Origin of the sequence: Neisseria perflava, from assembly GCF_002863305.2 — a bacterium.
In the GTDB taxonomy this organism is placed as follows: domain Bacteria; phylum Pseudomonadota; class Gammaproteobacteria; order Burkholderiales; family Neisseriaceae; genus Neisseria; species Neisseria perflava_A.
The window spans coordinates 1097032-1116841 of the sequence record NZ_CP136962.1; the positions used below are offsets into that span (position 1 = coordinate 1097032).

At 47.6% G+C, this 19810-nt stretch carries 13 protein-coding genes; 8 read left to right on the forward strand and 5 right to left on the reverse strand.

From position 1 onward, the window contains the following. Nucleotides 1-73 precede the first annotated feature (73 nt). The 4 genes from CYJ98_RS05020 to CYJ98_RS05035 are packed head-to-tail and all read left to right on the forward strand — an operon-like array spanning nucleotide 74 to nucleotide 4343. A complete protein-coding gene (locus CYJ98_RS05020; RefSeq protein WP_101755576.1) occupies nucleotides 74-712 on the forward strand; it encodes a DedA family protein in 639 nt (212 codons plus the stop codon). Between the two features lie 46 nt (nucleotides 713-758). Beyond that, entirely contained in the window at nucleotides 759-2195 is a 1437-nt protein-coding gene (locus tag CYJ98_RS05025; protein ID WP_101755577.1) for an MBOAT family O-acyltransferase, read from the forward strand. Between the two features lie 10 nt (nucleotides 2196-2205). After that, complete coding sequence (gene patB / locus CYJ98_RS05030; protein WP_101755578.1) at nucleotides 2206-3234, forward strand: peptidoglycan O-acetyltransferase PatB; 1029 nt, start codon at nucleotides 2206-2208, stop codon at nucleotides 3232-3234. Continuing rightward, nucleotides 3231-4343 carry an SGNH/GDSL hydrolase family protein gene (locus CYJ98_RS05035; protein WP_101755579.1) on the forward strand — a complete coding sequence of 371 codons (1113 nt, stop codon included), beginning with the start codon at nucleotides 3231-3233 and terminating at the stop codon, nucleotides 4341-4343. The genes patB and CYJ98_RS05035 overlap by 4 nt, the downstream gene beginning before the upstream one ends. Nucleotides 4344-4451: 108 nt before the next feature. On the opposite strand, the gene CYJ98_RS05040 is transcribed toward CYJ98_RS05035, so the two are convergent. Together CYJ98_RS05040 and CYJ98_RS05045 are read right to left on the reverse strand one after the other, a co-directional pair. After that, nucleotides 4452-5042, reverse strand: a complete 591-nt coding sequence (locus tag CYJ98_RS05040) for a LemA family protein (protein WP_101755580.1) — start codon at nucleotides 5040-5042, stop codon at nucleotides 4452-4454. A 142-nt stretch (nucleotides 5043-5184) separates the two neighbouring features. Continuing rightward, the gene (locus CYJ98_RS05045; RefSeq protein WP_101755581.1) at nucleotides 5185-6273 is read right to left on the reverse strand and encodes a metallophosphoesterase; all 1089 of its coding nucleotides are present in this window, start codon (nucleotides 6271-6273) and stop codon (nucleotides 5185-5187) included. 103 nt (nucleotides 6274-6376) lie between these two features. On the opposite strand from CYJ98_RS05045, the gene CYJ98_RS05050 reads away from it, so the two are divergent. The 4 genes from CYJ98_RS05050 (at nucleotide 6377) to recB (ending at nucleotide 16979) form a co-directional block, all read left to right on the forward strand. Continuing rightward, nucleotides 6377-7285 carry a Dyp-type peroxidase gene (locus tag CYJ98_RS05050; RefSeq protein ID WP_101755582.1) on the forward strand — a complete coding sequence of 303 codons (909 nt, stop codon included), beginning with the start codon at nucleotides 6377-6379 and terminating at the stop codon, nucleotides 7283-7285. A gap of 211 nt (nucleotides 7286-7496) precedes the next feature. Beyond that, entirely contained in the window at nucleotides 7497-9164 is a 1668-nt protein-coding gene (locus tag CYJ98_RS05055) for a ShlB/FhaC/HecB family hemolysin secretion/activation protein (protein ID WP_101755583.1), read from the forward strand. Between the two features lie 255 nt (nucleotides 9165-9419). Further along, complete coding sequence (locus CYJ98_RS05060) at nucleotides 9420-13178, forward strand: hemagglutinin repeat-containing protein (RefSeq protein WP_101755584.1); 3759 nt, start codon at nucleotides 9420-9422, stop codon at nucleotides 13176-13178. Nucleotides 13179-13322: 144 nt separating this feature from the next. After that, nucleotides 13323-16979 carry an exodeoxyribonuclease V subunit beta gene (recB, locus tag CYJ98_RS05065; RefSeq protein WP_101755585.1) on the forward strand — a complete coding sequence of 1219 codons (3657 nt, stop codon included), beginning with the start codon at nucleotides 13323-13325 and terminating at the stop codon, nucleotides 16977-16979. 173 nt (nucleotides 16980-17152) lie between these two features. Here the strand turns inward: recB and CYJ98_RS05070 are convergent, their stop codons facing one another. The 3 genes from CYJ98_RS05070 to CYJ98_RS05080 form a co-directional block, all read right to left on the reverse strand. Next, nucleotides 17153-18202: an ATP-dependent DNA helicase gene (locus CYJ98_RS05070; protein ID WP_101755586.1), complete on the reverse strand. Its 1050-nt coding sequence runs from the start codon at nucleotides 18200-18202 to the stop codon at nucleotides 17153-17155. Nucleotides 18203-18212: 10 nt separating this feature from the next. Next, nucleotides 18213-18923: an AAA family ATPase gene (locus CYJ98_RS05075; RefSeq protein WP_101755587.1), complete on the reverse strand. Its 711-nt coding sequence runs from the start codon at nucleotides 18921-18923 to the stop codon at nucleotides 18213-18215. Between the two features lie 144 nt (nucleotides 18924-19067). Further along, nucleotides 19068-19799 carry a phosphoadenylyl-sulfate reductase gene (locus CYJ98_RS05080; protein ID WP_101755588.1) on the reverse strand — a complete coding sequence of 244 codons (732 nt, stop codon included), beginning with the start codon at nucleotides 19797-19799 and terminating at the stop codon, nucleotides 19068-19070. Nucleotides 19800-19810: the final 11 nt, after the last annotated feature.

Sequence of the window (19810 nt, forward strand, 5' to 3'; positions counted from 1 at the left end):
TTACAATGTCGAACTTCTCGCCGAAACATTTGTCTGTTCTTTTTCAGACGGCCTTTTTATTTGGGGAACCTTAGTGATTTCTACCCTTATTGATTTCATCCTCCATATCGACCAACACCTTGTCCACCTCTCCGCCCAATACGGCCCGTGGATTTACGCAATTTTGTTTGTTATGATTTTCTGCGAAACCGGTTTGGTCGTAACGCCATTTTTGCCCGGCGACTCGCTGCTGTTTGCCGCCGGCGGTATTGCGGCCATCGGAGGTATGAACATCCACGTCATGGTATTGCTGCTCTTAGCGGCCGCCATTTTAGGCGATGCGGCCAACTTTATGATTGGCAAGTATTTTGGACAAAAACTGTTTGCCAACCCGGATTCCAAAATTTTCCGACGTTCGTATTTAGAAAAAACCCATGCGTTCTATGAAAAACACGGCGGCAAAACCATCATCATTGCGCGCTTTGTGCCGATTGTGCGGACATTTGCGCCATTTGTCGCAGGTATGGGCGATATGCACTACGGGACGTTTATCCGTTACAACATTATCGGCGCAGTGTTGTGGGTATTGTCGTTTTCCTATGCAGGCTACTTCTTCGCCAATATCCCCGTCGTCAAAAACAATCTGGGCTTAGTCATGGCGGCAATCATCGTGATTTCGATTTTACCTGCGGTAGTCGAAGTCGTCCGCGCCAAACTTAACGCCAAAAAATAACAATCAATCGAAAAGTTTGAAAGTTTAAACACATCAAGGAATTGTCATGCCGTTGCTGTCTATTGAGTTTGCGGTATTCTTTATCGTATTTTTGCCAGTGTACTGGGCATTTGCACGTTTGCCGCAAGTTCAAAACGTTTTACTTTTGGTTGCCGGGCTGGGCTGGCTTTACCGTATCGACCCTATTTTTGCCGCGCTGATTTTGGTTTACTCGTCTGTGGTTTACCTGATCAGCGTGCTGATGTTTTCTGAAAACGAGAATATCCGCAAATTTTGGCTGGGTTGCGGTATTTCGGCAGCATTGACTGTTTTGTGTTTCTTCAAATATTTCGACTTTTTCCGCCCGATTATTCAGCAATATACGGGGCAAAGCGCCGTCATCGACATCCTTTTGCCTCTGGGCTTGTCTTATTACACATTCCAATCGCTGGCTTACTTGGTGTATTGCTACCGCGAGCCTAAAGGAGACCGTTTTGAATGGCACGAGCTACTACTGCATCTGAGCTTCTTCCCCACCATCACATCCGGCCCGATTATCCGTTCGACCGCTTTTAAAAGCATAGACGGCGAACAAGCGGGGGCATTGGTGCAAATCCGCACCAAACAGGCACGCCAGCTGATTTATCCGGCTTTGGCGGTCGGCCTGATTGTGTTGGGCATTGCCAAAAAGTGGTGGCTTGCCGGCGTATTGGCGGAAGGCTGGGTATCGCCTGTTTTTGAAAATCCGGCTCAGTTCGACGGCTGGGGCGTGTTGTCTGCGATTTATGGCTACACCTTCCAACTCTTTTTCGACTTTTCCGGCTACTCGGATTTGGTCATCGGCTTGGCCATGCTGCTCGGCTTCCAACTGCCGAAAAACTTTGCCGCGCCGCTTCGCGCCATCAACATCCGCGACTTCTGGGACAGATGGCACATCAGCCTGTCCACTTGGATTCGCGACTATATCTATATCCCTTTGGGCGGCAGCAAAAAAGGCTTCGGACGCACCCAGCTCAACCTAATGATTGCCATGTTGCTTTCCGGCATTTGGCATGGCTACGGTTGGAGCTTTTTGATTTGGGGCGCGTTGCACGGTGCGGCTTTGGTCTTCCTTAACTGCGGAGACAAAATCGTCGGCCGCAATGCCTTAGGCCGTCTGAAAATCGGCAAACCGCTTGCCTGGCTGTTTACCTTCCATTTCGTTTGTTTCGCTTTTGTCGTGTTCAACAGCGCAACGCTTGCCGATACGGAAATGCTGTTCAGCGCCTTATTTGCCAATGACAAAGGTTGGAACGCGCCTCTGCCGACCGACCTCATGTTGCTGGGTGTATTTGCGATGATGCTTTTGCTGTACCCGTATTTGCTTCGCTTATTTGAAGCATCGGTAAAAGGCTTGGACAAACTGCCTGCATGGCTGTGGTTTATCCCCATCACGCTTATTCTCGCCCTGATTATCGTCTTCGCCCCGTCCGGCATTCCCGGTTTTATTTACGCCAATTTCTAAGGAGCAGAACATGAAACGCTTTATCTCCCTGTTTGTTTCTATTCTGCTCAGTGCGGTTGCACTGACGTGGTTTGCCCAAAACTCCATCAATGCCTATTGGCAGCAGACCTATCATGAAAACAGCCCGCTTGAGCCTTTATCCGAATACACTTGGTGGCGTATCGGTGCAGATTGGCAACAAAAAGCCTACGAATTTTCAGACGGCCTGAAAGCTTCGCTGGAAGCAGAAGACGCTTTAGCTTCAGAAGACTCTGATATTGAAACAACAAGGCCGTCTGAAAATACGGAAAACATTGAAGTATCCGACAATCAAAAAGACTCTGCTGCTTCCGATGCGACTAACAATACAGATACCACAGCCAGCGATCCAAGCAATCAGGACGATCAGTCGGCAACACAGGTCGTGTTGAAAAAAGGCAATAAAGTTTTCTTTGCCGGCGACTCGCTGATGCAGGGCGTTGCACCTTTCGTACAAAAACACCTCAAGCAAGAATATGGCGTACAATCAGTCAACCTCAGCAAACAAAGCACTGGTTTGTCCTACCCCAACTTCTTCGACTGGCCGAAAACCATCGAACAAACTTTGCAAAAAGAACCCGACATCCGCGTTTTGGTTGTATTCTTAGGCCCTAACGACCCTTGGGATTTCCCGATGGGTAAAAAATACCTGAAGTTCGCCTCCCCCGAATGGGAGGCAGAATACCTCAACCGCGTCCGCCGTATTCTTGATGCAGCCTCCGCACATGATGTCCAAGTCATTTGGCTGGGCATTCCTTACATGAAAAAAGCCAAGCTCAACGAACAGATGCGCTACCTCGACAAAATCCTGTCGGGTACAGTATCGCCTCAAGCCATTTGGCTGCCGACTGACAAACTGTTGAGCAATGGCGCAGAAGAATATGCCGACTCTGTCAAAGTAGATGGAAAAATCATCCGTTACCGCAGCAAGGACGGCATTCACTTTTCCGCAGAAGGCCAAAAGCTATTGGCCGGAAAAATTATGGAAAAAATTAATTTTACACACGATACACAACCATGAAATTTAATAAAACCTTACTCCTCACGCTTCTCGCACTCCCTATTACCGCCTGCGCAACCAATGACGGCCTGTTAAGCAACTACGGCTCCAACCACCCTACCTGGCTGAACAAACTGCAACAGCTCAACCATACTTCAGACGGCAAATTCCGCATTATCCAAGTTGGCGACTCCCACACCGCCGGCGACTATTTCACCGACCGCCTGCGTCGCCGTTTGCAACAACAATGGGGCAACGGCGGCATTGGTTGGGTTTATCCCAACACTGTCAAAGGCCAGCGCATGGCAACCGTCCGTTACAACGGCAGCGGTTGGAACACCATCAGCAGCCGCAAATCACACAGCGATTTTTCTTTCGGCGGTATTGAAGCACGCGCCGATGGCGGCAGCGTTACCTTAAGCGCAGCCGACGGCAGCATGGATATGCAACAAATCTCCATTTTCGGCAAACCGGTTTGGTCCGAGCAAACCCTGACCGTCAACGGCCGCGAAATCCCTGCCACACAAAACGGTTGGCAACTGATACGTACCAATGCTTCCCTGCCGATGACCCTAAGCAGCAGCATGCCTTGGCAAATCGGTTTCATTAATATCGAACGCCCCGGACGCGGCGTAACCGTTTCCGCCATGGGCATCAACGGCGCACAGTTATCTCAATGGTCAAAATGGCGGCCGGGTATGTGGGAAGATTTGGCACAAACCAAAGCCGATTTAATCATCCTTGCCTACGGTACCAACGAAGCCTTTTCCGGCAACCTCGATATTTCCTCTACCGAGCGGACATGGCGCAATTACATCCGTCAAATCAAAAACACCCTGCCCAACGCAGGTATCCTGATCCTCGGTGCTCCGGAATCTTTGAAAACCGCCTACGGCAGCTGCGGCAACCGTCCTGTCTTGCTCAGCGAAGTACAACAAATGCAGCAACGCGTTGCCCGTGACGAAAAAATCATGTTTTGGTCTTGGCAGGATGCGATGGGCGGAGCATGCAGTATGAAAAACTGGATGGCTCAAGGCTTGGCAGCCAAAGACGGCGTTCACTTCTCTGCACAAGGTTATGAAACTGCAGCTGATAAGCTTGCCGACAGCCTGATCCGCTTTGCCCAATAAATTGGCAAAAGCCTAAGTGCTTTTCATTAACAGCACACAAAAGGCCGTCTGAAATTAATATTTCAGACGGCCTTTTGTGCATCACTTATTCAGCAAACTGCTTAATTTTTAAGCCAATAAATTGCTGCTCATTCGTTGCGTTTGGTTTTCCGTAAAACGAACCAATCTTGCCTGCTTGTCAAAGCCTAATGGCTTGGCGACAAGGCGGTTGGGCAGCTTGTTCAAATGATGGTTGTAGCTTCCGGCTCTGCGGTTGTAAGTGCGGCGTGCCGATGCGACTTCCGCTTCTGCTGCATCCAGCATTTCCATCAAACCGGCCAATTGCTCATCAGGATACTGTTTCAAAAGGCCGTTGACGGCAGTTTGCAATTTTTTCAGCGCATGATTCAATGCTGTTTCGGCTTCGCACAGATGTTTGATTTTAGATTCGGAAAATGTTTTGGCAGTTTGCGCCAATGCGGTTTCGACTTCGGCACACATCTGCTGAACGTTTCGATCCGATGCAATGCCCTGCTCTTGCAGGTGTTTGCTGTATGCATCCAATACATGACGGACGGCCTGATGTCGGCAATCGAGTGCAATGCGCAAAGAGACAAAGGATTCGCGGCAGTCTTTTTTGCGGTCTTTCAACTGTTGTTTGAAATACAATAAGACGGCGGCGATTGATACGAAGATAAGTGCAAGACTAATAATGCCCATAGTGAGTTCCCTAGTTATGATGCCACTCATACCGGTGGCTGATTTTATTAACATCGATTATAATCCAATTTCAATATTTTTTCCCAATTTTCATAAAAAAGGCCGTCTGAAATTCAGACGGCCTGAATTTTATATTTCTATTTCAATGCTTTGACTTGATGTCAATCACCCACACTTCTGATTGCGAACCCAAACGCAGGGGAATACCCCAGAAGCCATAACCCGAAGTAGTGAAGAAATGACCGTTGCCGATTGCTTCATAACCATAAGCGAGACGATAAAGCGTACGGACGATAAGGTTGGCAGGTGCAACTTGGCCGTTGTGGACATGGCCGGAGACCTGCACATCTATCGGCAGCCGGGCATGGGCTCCGATTGAAGTAGGGCGATGGTCCATCAATAAAACCGGTAATTGGGTATTTTGACCTTCTAAAAGCTGCTCCGCACTGGGGCGTTTACGATCCAAATCATCGCTCCGCCCTACCAGCAACACACCATTCACTTCCAAAACCTGATTGGCCAAAACCGTCAAACCTGCCGCTTCCAATTCATGTTTGATACGCTTCTGATCGCGGAACCAGTCATGATTTCCCAAAGTGGCATAAACGCCCATCGGCGCAGCCAGCTTCTGCAAATGCGGTTTCATGTTTTCTTTCAAGTACGCATCGACGGTATCGTCCATCAAATCGCCCGGCAGCAACACCATATCGACTTGTTCCTGCTTCATGATGTCCGTCAGTTTGTCCAATTGACGCGTGCCAAACAAAATCCCCAAGTGCAAATCGCTGGCCACTCCGATACGCAGCGGCTTATCCATTTTCTTATTGATGAATACGGTTTGATGGCGGACCACGGGCGTATAGGCGTTATACATCCCAAAACCGAGTAAACCGGCCACAAACAAAGGTGCAAACAGCCGCAGACTTCGTGACAGCGGTTGGCGCGCCATAAAACGGCGCAGCAAAAGATACAGGATAAATGTCGCCAACGCGGCATACATCACAAACAGTAAGATTACCATCCAAAACGCCACCACGCGGAACATTATATGTCCCAACTCCAGCAGCAAGCCGACCAACAAGCCGTTTGTAATGAAATAGGAAATACCCATCAGCCAACGTCTGCCGACTTTGCCAATCCAAGGCGCAAACAGCCATTGCAGCGAACGCCCGAGCCCGAATGTAAACACTTGCAATAGAATGACGCTCACAAAAAACATCTTGCCAAACATGCCTTTCCGCCCTAAAAAATCAAAAGGCAGATTTTAGGCCGTCTGAAACTTTCAGTGTATAATCCCCCACGTAAAAACCCATAATATTTTGAAAGGAATCATCATGAGCCACCCTCAATCAGCTATTATTCCTGATCACGCACAAGCCGGTATTTTTATCGAAGCAGACATTTCAGACGGCCGCAACGAAGACATCAAATCCGCCTGCCGTCTTTCTTTGGAGGCTCTGGCCAAATTAAAAACCCGTTTTCCAAATGATATTTTGGGTTTGACCATTGCCTTTGGCAGCCGCGCATGGCAATCGTTCGGCCATACTGACGAAGGCAGCGAAATCAAACCTTTCCCTGAATTGGGCAACGGCCTCGCCCCCTCCACCCAACACGATCTCTATATCCACATTCAAGCCACCGAGCAAAAAGCCGCCTATGCCTTGGCACAATCTGTTTTCAGCGCATTCGGAGACAGCATCCGCGTAGCCACTGAAGAACACGGCCTGCGCCTGTATGAAGACCGTGGTTTGGACGGTTTTGTCGATGGTACGGAAAATCCGCAGGGCGATGACAATGTGCGCAATGTCGCCATTATTCCCGAAGGCAAACCGGATGCCGGCGGCAGCTATGTTTTGCTGCAAAAATACCTGCACGATTTGAAAAAATGGGATGCCGTCCCTACTGCCGAACAAGAAGCCAGCGTAGGCCGCAGCAAAGAAACCAATGATGAATTCAGCGAAGACGTGCGCCTGCCCGACTCCCATCTCGGCCGCGTCAATGTCAAAGAAAACGGCGTTGACTTGAAAATTGTCCGCCGCAGCCTGCCCTTCGGCAAAATCAGCGGCGAACATGGTTTGATGTTCACTTCCTATTGCAACACGCTGCACAATATTGAAGTTCAGCTGCTCAATATGTTCGGCGATGCAGACGGCAAAACCGACTTACTGCTGAAATATTTGTCTAAAGCCGTATCAGGTGCTTACTACTACGCGCCTTCTGTCGAGCGTTTGCAAAATCTTTAACGGCTCACAGGCCGTCTGAAAAAACCTGCTTTTTCAAAGGCAGGTTTTTGTTATTTAAATTCCCTTAATATTTTTATGGTATTATCATAAAAATTTATCCCATTGTTGCTTAATAAACCCTGATTGCAGACAAGGATAAAAACCGATACGCCCCAAGCAGCTATTTTCGATAAAATAAACCCAATTATTATCCCTATAAAATTACGACACCATGTATAAATCCCGCCTTCTTCCCCTGCCCGTATTGATTCTCTCCGCGCTAAACGCCTATGCGGCCAATACACCGAATCCGCTTAATCAAATCGATAAAAACGTACCCAACCAATTCGACAAAGACTTCCGCGACAATCTCGATCAGATTCATTCGGTCGAAATCCAAAAACGCGAGCAGTCGGCATGGGATTTACAGAAAAAACAAGATAACGACGCAGTTGCACAAGAAGGGCCGTCTGAAAACAATACCGAATGCTTGGATTACACCGGTATCGAACTTTCCGGTATTACCCTCATCGATTCCAAAAAGATTGAAGCCAAGCTCCCCAAATGCATCAATCAAAACAGCATCAACCAACTGAACCGGGACATCGTTGCCGAGTATATCGCTCAAGGCTATCCGCACACGCAAATCAAATTTGAAACCACGCCTGAACGCGTCCTGAAATTGGCCGTCATCGAAGGCAAAATCCGTGAAATTACCGGCAGCTCCCGTACGGTCAACGTCAATACCCTCTTCCCCAATCATCAAGGTAAACCGCTGAACATCCAATACCTCGACCAAGGTATCGAACAGGCAAACCATGTTGCCGGCAACAACGTCAGCATCGATGTTTATCCGCATGATGACGGCACCGCCTCCATCCAACTCAACAACGATGCCGAAAAACATTGGGGCGGCAGCATCACCATCGACAATAAAGGCAGCAAACCCAATACCACAACACTGCGCGGCAGCCTGAATATCGGCAGCCCGTTGGGATTGAGCGACTCCCTTTATCTAAACGGCTACACCAATCTAAACAACCACGACAGCCATTACAGTCGCGGCGGCAGCCTGTTCTACCAAGTTCCTTATGGCGCATGGACATTCAGCACTTACGCCGCCGCGTCGCAATCGCAAAGCATCTTAACGCCCAGCGTAACGCGCTACGCCTACCGCTCCCAATCCAAAGCAGCAGGAATCAAAGCAGACCGAGTATTCTCACGCAGTCAAAAACACATTGCCTCCGCCTATGTCGGTATCGACTATGTGAAACAGACTGCAAAATTTGCCGACAGCAAACTGGAATTGCAAAGCCCGGAAATCTATTCGGCACAAGTCGGCCTGTCGCACACGGCCATCCTGCCAAACGGCATTTGGCTCAACAATATCGGCGTGGAACAAGGATTTGCGAAAAATACCGAACATACGCCGTTTGACAAGCGCTATACCTCTGTATCCTTGCAAAGCAATTTGATTCAAAACCGCCTATTGGGCAAATGGATCGTGCGCAACCATCACCAAATCGATGCCCAATATAGCCCGCATGATTTGTTTGCCGCCAAAGAAATGGACATCGTCGGTTATCAAAATGTACGCGGTTTCCGTTCGACTTCTTTAAGCGCAAGCAGCGCAGTCCTGTTGAGCAATACCGTTTATTTCCGCCGCAATACGCCCCACGGCATCTATATCGAACCTTATCTGGGCGCAGACATCGGCGTTGCCAAAAATCATCACGAAAGTTCGCAACGCGCCATGGGCTTAGTGGCAGGTTTGAATTTGGGCAAGGCGGACAAATGGCAGCTTTCTGCCGACTACGGCAAAGGTTTTGCGCGCATACCCAACCAATCAAACAGCGAAAAACAGGATCATGTGACCGTTTCTTTACGCATTCCATTTTAAAATTATGTAAATACATATCCTTTTATCCAATATATAAACCGCTCGTCTTAACGTTATTAATTTTCTATTAATATCAACAAGATGAGCGGCTTTTATTTGCATTTGAAATAGTGCACACAAGGTCATACTGGTGGTATGATTGTAAAAATTTCCATACCAATGTTAATACATTCAAAAGTTTTCTCAACAGAAATCCGATACCCGATATGGGATTTCTGATTCACTCTCCATCACGATAAATAAGGATTAAAATCCATGAAAATCGACACTTTATATCAGCCTAAGCTCTCAGCTTCCGGCAAAGTGACTGTCGCCGTGTGCTTTGCATTCCTGGGAAATGCAGCGGTAGCCGCCAATATCGAAGCCATCGGCCAAACTTCGGTACAGCAGCAGAACAATGTCGACATCGTCAACATTGCCGCACCGACGGCCCAAGGTCTTTCTCACAACCAATACAACAAGTACAACGTTTCCCAACACGGCGCCGTTTTGAATAACGCCCTGTCCGCCGGCAAATCCCAACTGGCCGGAAACCTGTCTGCCAACAAAAACTTCCAAGGTCAGGCCGCATCTGTGATCTTGAACGAAGTAGTCAGCAAAAACCCTTCCCTGATTTTAGGTCAACAAGAGATCTTCGGTATTGCCGCAGACTATGTTTTGGCAAATCCTAACGGCATTACCCACAACGGTGGCAGCATCCTGAATGCCAACCGCGCATCCTTGGTTGTCGGTACGCCAACCGTTTCAGACGGCACGTTGAAATCTTTCCATATCAGCGACAATGGCAAACAGCTGCAAGTAAACGGCAATTTGAGCGGCAACCGCGTGGTTGACCTGCTCGCGCCGCAAGTTGTGGTCGGCAAATCAGCCAACGTCAATGCCGCCGACGCCATCAACGTTTCTTCAGGCAAAAGCAACTTCGACTACAAAACCGCACAAATCGAAGCCTTGGACGCAGCTTCAAATGCGCCGGTTCTTGACGGTCATATCTTCGGCAGTATGCGCGCCGGTACCATCCGCATCCACGCGACAGACAAACGCGCCAAACAAAACATTCAAAATGCCGCCATTACCGGTACCCGCTACCTGAATATCGACAGCAAAGGCAACCTGAGCATCCAGTCCGCCAACCTGACCGGCGCACAAATGGAATTGTTTGCCCGCGATACCGACATCAAAGGCACGGTTACCAGCCATTCCGCTAACAAATCTTCCAGCGGCAAAGAAGCGCAAAATGTTCAGCACTTCCGTTCAGACCGCAACAAAACGGAAACCTTTACCGCCAGCAATATCAATGCATCCGAGTCATTGACTCTGAACAACAGCGGCAGCCTCAACTTAAGCGCGGCCAACATCAATGCCGGCGCGCTGACCGCCTCTGCCACAGGCAACATCAATTCTAACGCGGTAAAAACCACCAACCGTACAGAATCCGACCACACTCAAAGCAAAGGCCTTTGGTACAACAACAACCTGAGTTCTTCTGTTGACGAAAGCCTGCATCAAACCAAAATCAATGCCGGCTCTGTCAATATTGCGACCACAGGCAAAGTCCAATTGGACGCGACCGAACTGAACTCGGCTGCCGATGCACGCATTGCCGCCCAACAAGGCATCGTATTGAGCAGCAACAGCGAAACCGACAGCAGCTCGACTTATGTCAGCTTCAAAAACGAAACTGCTGCCCTGAAAACCGGTATCGCTACAAAATCCTCCAAAAACTCTACCGCCCATCAAACCAAAATCTCCGCAGCCGGTGATATCGGTTTGATTTCTGAAGGCGATTTAAGCACTTACGGCGCAAGCATCGCGGCAAACGGCAATGTCGTTACCGATGTCAACAACATCAACTTGGGTACGCAAACCACCATCAACACCAGCAGCCTCGATGACCAGAAAAAATACTGGGGCGGCCTGTTCGGCGGTGAAAGCCAAGTTCAAAACAACCGTACCGAAAACCTGCACGGCAGCAGCATTACTGCCAACTCAAACGTAGTTTTGGGTGCAAAAAACGGCGTCAACGTTTACGGCAGTACCGTCGAAGGCCAAGCCGGTACATTCGTCAGCTCCAAAGCAGGCAATGTTGATATTAAAAACGCCACCAGCACCGACACTTCCGCACAAAGCGCGCGTAAAGGTACGATTTTCAATATCACGACCTCTAAAACCAGCAGCAACAGCAGCATTGAAAAAGTAACCGGTTCCACCCTGGTTTCCAATGCCGACCTGACCGTTGTTTCCAACAAAGACATCAATGTGATCGGCTCTGCATTGTTTGCGGCACAAAAACTGCAACTGGCTTCCGCAGGCGATTTGACCATCGATGCTGCCAAAGCGGTAGAAAACAAACAGGTCAACGAGTATTCCATCAAAGGCTACTCCGGTACTGAAACCAATAAAGAAAACGGCAGCGTGACTGCCAAAGCCGGTATCAAATTCACCGATACCCACACCGACACCCATTCTGTCGGCCTGAACGGCAGCATTTTGACCGGTAAAAACACCCAGTTGTCTTCCAACTCAAACGTTACCGTCAGCGGCAGCCAAGTCAACGGCGAAGAATCCGTCAACATTTCCGCAGCCAATGACGTTAATGTTGTTGCCTCCAAAGGCAGCAGCACAGTGACCGAATCCGGCCGCGTAACCGATTTGGGTGTATCTGCCACCGCATACGGAAAAAATAACGCCGCAGGCGTCGGCGTATCTGTCGGTATTACCAGCACCAAAACGGATGCAACGACCGTAACGGACACATCCCATGTATCCAACATCAACACCGGCGGCAACACCACCATCACTGCCAACGGCAATATTAATCAAGAAGGTACCGTGATTAATGCGACCGGCAATGTGATTGAGTCTGCCAAAAACGTTACTCATGCGGCGGCACACAGCGGCGCAAAATCCGATGTGAAACAAAACGGCGGCGGTTTGGTCGTTTCTGCCGGTATCAGCACCAACAAAGGCATCGGCGGTGAAATCACTGCGCAAGGTCAAGGCAACTCTTCGACCCACAATGAATCCACTGCAACCGTCACCACCATCAACGCAGGCAATGCCATCGTTTTGGCAAATGACAAAGTGTCTGATGAAGGTACAAAATACGATGTAACCGGTGCGATCAACATTGACGCAGGTTCATACCACAACACTGCCGCTCACAACACCAGCAACAGCAGCAGCAAACAAGGCGGCGCGTCTTTGACTGTCGGCGCATACACCAAAGACGGTTCAAACGTTGATGTGAATGCCAACCTGAACGTCAACTACGCTGATGAAAACAAAAAAGAATCTACCGCCGTCAAAGGCGATATGAATGCGGCCAATGTTGTCATCAACGCCAAAGACTCTGCTGAAATCGCATCCAATATTACCGCCAACAACAACGTCAACATTACCGCAGGCAACGGCGTAACCTTCACCGAGTCAGCCAATACTGCCTCCAACCAAGGTACAGCCGTTAATGTCGGTATCGGCGCTGGTGCGACAATCAATGTTGAAACCGGTGTAGCCGTTCCTCACGTCAACGGCTCTGTCGGCGTCAACAAAACCAATAACGCTTCTTCTACCGCCGCAGGCGCAAATGTAGCTGCCGGCAACGATATTAAAATCAATGCCAACAACGGCGACGTCAACCTGCACGGTACCAACTTGGTATCCAACAACTCCGTTGAAGTAGAAGGCAACAAAGTCAATACTTCCGGCGCGATCAGCAGCGTTAACGAAAAAAATCTGACCGTCAATGTCAACGGCAGCTACGCTTCAGGCAAACCAAACGGCGGCATCAACGCCAAAGGTAAAAACGACGCCAACGTAACCAATACGGCAAACGTCATCCAAAGCGACAATGTCGTTATTACTACCGGCTCTCCAACCGGATTGAGCGTCAACAATACGGCCATCAACGGTAATAATGTTGTGCACTACTATGACAACACTAAAGCTTCTGCGGCGAACCGTTATACCTACCGTCCTCGCCAACCAAGCTACGCCAAACGCCGTTTGCGTTACTAAGATGCGCTATTGAAGTCATTGAATAGCCATTAAGACATGCCGTCTGAAAACAGAAAGTTTTCAGACGGCATTTTTATCATCAATGCAAAACCACACACTATCTCTGTTATGATAATGCCTCGCTAATATTATTCCGTTCCAACCATGTCTTCCGCCCTTCCTTTTGACGCGCTCACCCTTTCCATCGACGGCACCAACCTCATCGAAGCTTCTGCCGGTACGGGTAAAACCTACGGCATTGCCGCGCTCTTTACCCGACTTATTGTTTTAGAAAAAAAAGACATCGAGAAAATTCTGGTCGTTACCTTTACCAAAGCGGCGACAGCAGAACTGAAAACCCGTTTGCGCGCGCGTTTGGACGAAGTGTTGCAGGTTTTGAACGAAATCCAAACCTTGGGTGGCGAGCCGGAACATATTTCAGACGGCCTGAACAAATATTACGAAAAAGAGAAAAAATCCCCCGATAACTTTCTCAATCGCTTGATTCCTTTGGCTTTAGGCGAGCAAGACGGACAGGAAAGCTGCCATCGCCTGATTCTCCGCCTCAAAGCAGCGCTGAGCCAGTTTGACAACGCATCGATTTACACCATCCACGGCTTCTGTCAGCGCGTCTTGCGCGATTACGCGTTTTTGTGCAGCGCACCTTTGGATGTCGAGCTGTCGGACGACTCGCGCGAAAGGCTGCTGATTCCAGCGCAGGACTTTTGGCGGCAGAAAGTGGCAACCGATACCACATTGGCACAATTGGTTTTTGACCGAAAATGCACACCCGAAGAAATGCTTGCCGAAATCAAAAGCTATACCGGCCGCCCCTATCTGAAATTCAGACGGCCTGAAGGCAATTTGAAAGAAGCTCAAGCCAAGCTTCAAGAAACATGGCAAAAAATTTGCGGCCAGTTGAAAGACTTGGAAAAAGCGTTTTGGACAATTTTTCCCAAACTGAACGGCCAAACCTACAAACGAAAAACCTTTGAAAATGTTTTTACCGATTTAAAAACAAACGCCGAATCCAACCGTCTGCCCCGCCTGAGCAAACAAACGCTAGAAAAATTAAGCCTCTTCAGTATCGATACGCTCAACAGCAAACTGAAAAAAGAATATAAAGCCGATGCCGATGCGCCGGAAATTATTCAGCTTCAAGCCTTGGCTAATCTCGGTCGTGATTTGCAGGCAATGAAAAGCGCGGAAGAAGCAGTCTTCATTTGCCTGCAACTCGACCTACTTTCCTACATCAACCAATCCATTGCCGAACAAAAAAAATCACGCCGCGAGCGCGTGTTTGATGATTTGCTGCTGGACGTCCATCAGGCATTGACCACCAATGAACACGGCAACGCATTGGCAAAAGCGGCAGCGGCAAACTGGGAAATCGCGCTGATTGACGAATTCCAAGATACCGACCCGTTGCAATACGAAATTTTCCGCCAAATTTTTATCGAACAAGGCTGCCCGCTGTTTCTCGTCGGCGACCCCAAGCAGGCGATTTACAGCTTTCGCGGTGCAGACATTTACGCCTATCTGCAAGCCGCTCAAGATGCGGACAGGCATTACACCCTCGCCGTCAACTACCGCAGCCATGCCAAGCTGATCAACGGCATCAGCGCTTTGTTCAAACAAAAAAAACATCCCTTTGTATTGGAAAACATCGATTACAGCGAGGTCTCCGCCAGCCGCGCCGAAAGCCGGCTGTCGCCACACCGCCCTGCCATCCAAGTGCGCTGGCTCAATACGGACGATCAAACCGGCAAAGAGATTTTGCGCAGCCGAGCCGCCGAATATTGCGCCGATGAAATTGCCTTTGCGCTCAATGAAGCAGCCGAAGGCCGTCTGAATTTCAAAGGCCGCGCGCTGGAATCCGGCGATATTGCCGTTTTGGTCCGTACCAACAACGAAGCGGCGATGATTGCCGGAAAACTGAAACAGCGCCGTATCCAAAGCGTGTTGCTGTCGCGCCAGTCCGTTTTCGATTCCGCCGAGGCCGACTCGCTGTCCGCGCTGATCGGCTTTTGGCTCAACCCAAGGCAAACCGACTGGCTGCGCTTTGTCTTGACCGGCGTTTTGTTCGGCTATACCGCCAAAGAGATTTACGAACTCAACCACAACGAACACCAGCTGCTCAAATGGCTGGAGTCGTCTGCCGAGGCCATGGAAAAATGGCGGAAAGGTGGCATTTTTGCCGCCGTGCAGCAGTTTGCCGTCCTACATGATATTGAAACACGCCTGCTCAAAGGCGGCAACGAGCGCAGCCTGACCAACTACTACCAAATTCTGGAGCTTTTGGCCGAAGAAGACAGCCAAAGCCGCAACCCTGCCGCCCTGCATAAATGGTTAAACGAACAAATCAGCCGTGCGCGCAGCGGCCATTTCCCGTCAGATGCGCAAACCATCCGTCTTGAAAGCGACGAAAAACTGGTCAAAATCGTTACCATGCACGCGTCGAAAGGTTTGCAATATCCTTTGGTTTACTGCCCCTTCGCATGGGATACCAAAGACAATTCCAAAGAAAACTGGAAAATCCTACATACCGAAAACCATGAAACCGAGCTGCTGGCGAAATCGCAAACCTCGGAAGCAGAACTAAGCCATCTGGCCGACGAAAAGACGGCAGAAGATTTACGCCTGCTTTATGTCGCCCTTACCCGCGCCGAAGAACAGCTCAACATCTACGCTGCCGCCAACAAAAACTGTACGCCGAACAATCCTTTTGCCTATCTGCTCGAAGGTTTGCCGGATGCCGGCCGCGAAAGCGTCAGCCAAAGCTATCAAAGCACGACAGACGTTGTGGAAATGCTTAAAACCAACTGGCAACGCTTTATTAAAAACGCGCCTGAAAATACGGAGTTTGCCTTCACGGAAGAAGCTCCGCCGGAAACCGTCTACCAATACAGCCGCCAGCAAGACCAAGCCTTGAGCGCACATAGCATTAAACGCCGCGATTTTGACTTTATCCGCCACACCAGCTTTACCGGTTTGAGCAGGCATACTAAGTCAACCGACGAACAACACGAGCCTTTGCAACCTGCCATCGATCCGGCAGAAAGCGCAGACCGTGCCATGCCATCTGAAAACCTGCCGTCCCCACTTTCAGACGGCCTCGATATCCATCATTTCCCCCGCGGCACCAATGCCGGCGTATGTTTGCATGAAATGTTGGAAAAACTCGACTTCGCCGCCTCTGCCGAGAGCCAATCCGAAATGATTGCCGAAGTTTTGCAACGCCACAGCTTTGAAGACAAATGGCTGCCGACGGTGAGCGCCATGCTCGACACCTGCCGCCTGACGCCTTTAATCGGCGAGAGCCTGTCACAGATTCCGACGACCCGACGCCTGCCCGAAATGGGGTTCACCCTGTACATGGACGATTTCAAACTGGACGACTTGCGCCGTTGGTTTGCCTCAAGCGAAGCAAACCTGCCGCCCGAATGCGTTCAAGCCGCGCAACTGCTTGATTTCCATGATTTACAAGGTTATTTGAACGGCTTCATCGATATGGTTTGCCAAGATTCAGACGGCAATGTCGTTTTAATCGACTACAAATCCAACCATTTGGGCAACGATGCAAGCGCCTACACGCAACAGGCGATGAACGAAGCCGTGGCGCATCATCACTACTACCTGCAAGCCCTGATCTATGCTGTTGCCATTGCGCGCTACTACGCTCTGCGCGGCAAGCCGTTGCCCAAAATCGCCATCCGCTACCTTTTCCTGCGCGGTATGGACGGCTCGGATCAAGGTATTTGGAAATGGGACATCGATACCGCCCTGCTTTCCACTTTTGTTGAACGAAAAACAAATTCTTGATAAATAAAGTACACCTCTTCGCCTTTTCCTCCAACACAACAGCCGAAATCCTGCATTTGGGCTTCGGCTATCAGGGGTCTCAAGAAATAACTGTACTTTTACTGGTCCGTACAAAACAAAAAAATAAAGGGGCTAATATAATATCAGACCCTTTATTATTTAAATTCTATTCATCAAAATGGAAAATCATCATCCAAATCATCATCCAAATCAAAATCAGCTTGTTTATTTTTCATTTGCTGCTGCATAAATTCAAGGACATTCTCATTAACAATAATTGATTTTTTATCAATCCTTGTTTTTAATAATGTACCTTCTAGCGATCGGCATCGGCTTAATGCCACATAGGTTTGTCCATGGGTAAATGCTTTTCCTGCATCAATGATTACCTTATCAAAAGTTAAACCTTGACTTTTGTGAATCGTAATAGCCCACGCCAATTTGATAGGAAATTGTGTAAATGTACCAATTACTTCAGGCTCAATTCTTTTCTTTTCTCTATTATAAGTATATTTATGTTCTTCCCATACGTTTCTGAAAACTTTGACAACTTCATTATTTGAGTACAATTTAATATAAATAACATCTTCAATAAGTTCTTCTCCATTCTCATTAATAGATCTTTCTTCTTCAATTTTTTCAACAACTCCCATACTTCCATTATAATAATCAGGCAGGTTATTTTTTATTAACATCACTTGAGCACCAACTTTTATAGATAGCAATATATCTGCAGGCGCCGATTTTTCATCAAACATTCCTGTAATAATAGAATTAAAAGAGTAAAGTTTTGTTGTAAGTTTTGCCAGTTTTATAGAGTTTAATGAATCTGCATCTTTTCTATGTGTTGAAAGCGTAATGTAACCATCTAGAGAATGGTTATTGATATTTCTTAATCGAGAGTTGAGCAACTGTAAATCTGATATTGTTGTTTCGTTTTCTCTCACTCTATTTAATAAATCAATAAAGACCGGATCACTCTGTCTATAAATCTTTTCTAATTCAATATATTTAAATTTTTTATTTTTAAATGCATAAGATTCAAAGAAAAATTCATTTTTATAAAACTCACCAAGAAATTCCCAAAACCTAGAATCAGCAATAGGAGAAAGTTGAAATAAATCTCCAATAAATACCATTTGAACTCCACCAAATGGTTTATTGTTATGCCTCAATCTTTGAAGAATCTGTGAAATAGCATCTATGATATCACAACGTACCATAGATATTTCATCAATAATAAGTTTCTACATTTTTAATAATGTCTAGTTTATCTTTATTAAATTTTAATTCCTCTATAGTTAATCTTGAATCATCAGGTAAATAAGGACTAAAACTAAGTTGAAAAAAAGAATGTAGTGTAACGCCACCAGCATTAACTGCTGCTACTCCTGTAGGAGCTAGAACAATAAATTTTTTCTTTAATTGCGAGGTTAGATATTTTAAAAATGTTGTTTTACCAGTTCCTGCCTTCCCCGTTAGAAACAGGCTTTCGTTAGAATTATTAACAATATCAAAAGCGTCTATAAAAGCTGGATTGTTTTCATCTAGAATAACGCCATCAATTCTAATACTTTTTTCTGTAAGAATATCATCGTCAGTGATGTCATCATCGATGTCATCATCAGTAATGTCAGTAAAATTATTATTATGAGATAAAGGCTCTTCGGTCTCAAAATCATTATGATCATCTAGGAAGCATGGTACTTCATTTTTTTGATCAAGTAGTTGTTGTAAACTTTCTTTATCTTTTTGCAACGAAACCAATTCATTTTTTAAGTTTACTATGATTAACTCATAATTAATTTTATCTGATTGTAATTTTTCAAGTTTTTCTTCTAAACCTTCAATCTTATTGATCAAATACTGAATATGCTGATTTTCCCCAGACAATAGTTTTTCATTATCTGAAGTTTTTTTAAATAAGTTAAGTAAGAAACCCATTTTTATTTCCTTTTTTTACCCGTAGTGAATTATATCATTAGAATATAAAAGTATCTAGTGAATGAATATAGAGGCTGTCCTAGATAACTAGGTAATCCAAATGTAAAGAAGGATGTATTCTAGTTATCCAGGACAGCCCTTTGATTATTTGTGCAAACCGCATTCCTTACTGTCTTTGCTCTCCCACCACCATCGTCCGGCACGGATATTTTCACCCAGCTTGACCGGACGCGTGCAGGGTTCGCACCCAATACTGGGATAGCCCTGATGATAAAGCGCATTGAGCGGAACTTGGTGTTCGTGTGCATATGCCCAAACATCCTGCTCTTCCCAATCAAAAATAGGATTGAATTTGGCGATGTTGCGACCCGTATCCAGCTCTTCAAAATTCAATTCGCTGCGCGTTTCGGACTGGCTGCGGCGTTGTCCGGTCAGCCATGCAGGCGCGTTGTGCAAAGCGCGGTTGAGCGGTTCGATTTTGCGGATATGGCAGCAACGGCGGCGCAACTCGACGCTGTCGTACATGGCGGTCGTGCCGAATTCAGCTTCAAATTCATCGGCGGTTTGCCGGTTGGGATAAAACACTTCCAATTCGGTTTGATAACGCGCATTGGTTTCGGCAATCAGCGCGGCGGTTTCGGGATTGAGTTTGCCCGTATTGAGCGTAATGATGCGGATGGGCAGTTTCAGACGGCAAACGGCATCGGTAATGACCATATCTTCAACCGCAAGGCTGGATGCGAACACGGCTTGCGGATAGCGCGCGGCAATGTCTTGCAAACGGCGCTCCAAAGCAGCCGCCAACTCAGGCAGGCGGCGGCGTTCGGCATCATTGGTTTCAGGGATTTTCCAGAATTGTGGGCGGAATAAAGACATGGCTGGTTGTT

Excerpts from the sequence above, each read along its gene's own strand:
- CYJ98_RS05075 (WP_101755587.1), bottom strand. The coding sequence starts at position 18,923 with ATGGGTTTCTTACTTAACTTATTTAAAAAAACTTCAGATAATGAAAAA.
- CYJ98_RS05040 (WP_101755580.1), bottom strand. The coding sequence starts at position 5,042 with ATGGGCATTATTAGTCTTGCACTTATCTTCGTATCAATCGCCGCCGTC.
- recB (WP_101755585.1), top strand. The coding sequence starts at position 13,323 with ATGTCTTCCGCCCTTCCTTTTGACGCGCTCACCCTTTCCATCGACGGC.
- CYJ98_RS05080 (WP_101755588.1), bottom strand. The coding sequence starts at position 19,799 with ATGTCTTTATTCCGCCCACAATTCTGGAAAATCCCTGAAACCAATGAT.
- CYJ98_RS05055 (WP_101755583.1), top strand. The coding sequence starts at position 7,497 with ATGTATAAATCCCGCCTTCTTCCCCTGCCCGTATTGATTCTCTCCGCG.
- CYJ98_RS05025 (WP_101755577.1), top strand. The coding sequence starts at position 759 with ATGCCGTTGCTGTCTATTGAGTTTGCGGTATTCTTTATCGTATTTTTG.
- patB (WP_101755578.1), top strand. The coding sequence starts at position 2,206 with ATGAAACGCTTTATCTCCCTGTTTGTTTCTATTCTGCTCAGTGCGGTT.
- CYJ98_RS05035 (WP_101755579.1), top strand. The coding sequence starts at position 3,231 with ATGAAATTTAATAAAACCTTACTCCTCACGCTTCTCGCACTCCCTATT.
- CYJ98_RS05050 (WP_101755582.1), top strand. The coding sequence starts at position 6,377 with ATGAGCCACCCTCAATCAGCTATTATTCCTGATCACGCACAAGCCGGT.
- CYJ98_RS05060 (WP_101755584.1), top strand. The coding sequence starts at position 9,420 with ATGAAAATCGACACTTTATATCAGCCTAAGCTCTCAGCTTCCGGCAAA.
- CYJ98_RS05070 (WP_101755586.1), bottom strand. The coding sequence starts at position 18,202 with ATGGTACGTTGTGATATCATAGATGCTATTTCACAGATTCTTCAAAGA.
- CYJ98_RS05045 (WP_101755581.1), bottom strand. The coding sequence starts at position 6,273 with ATGTTTGGCAAGATGTTTTTTGTGAGCGTCATTCTATTGCAAGTGTTT.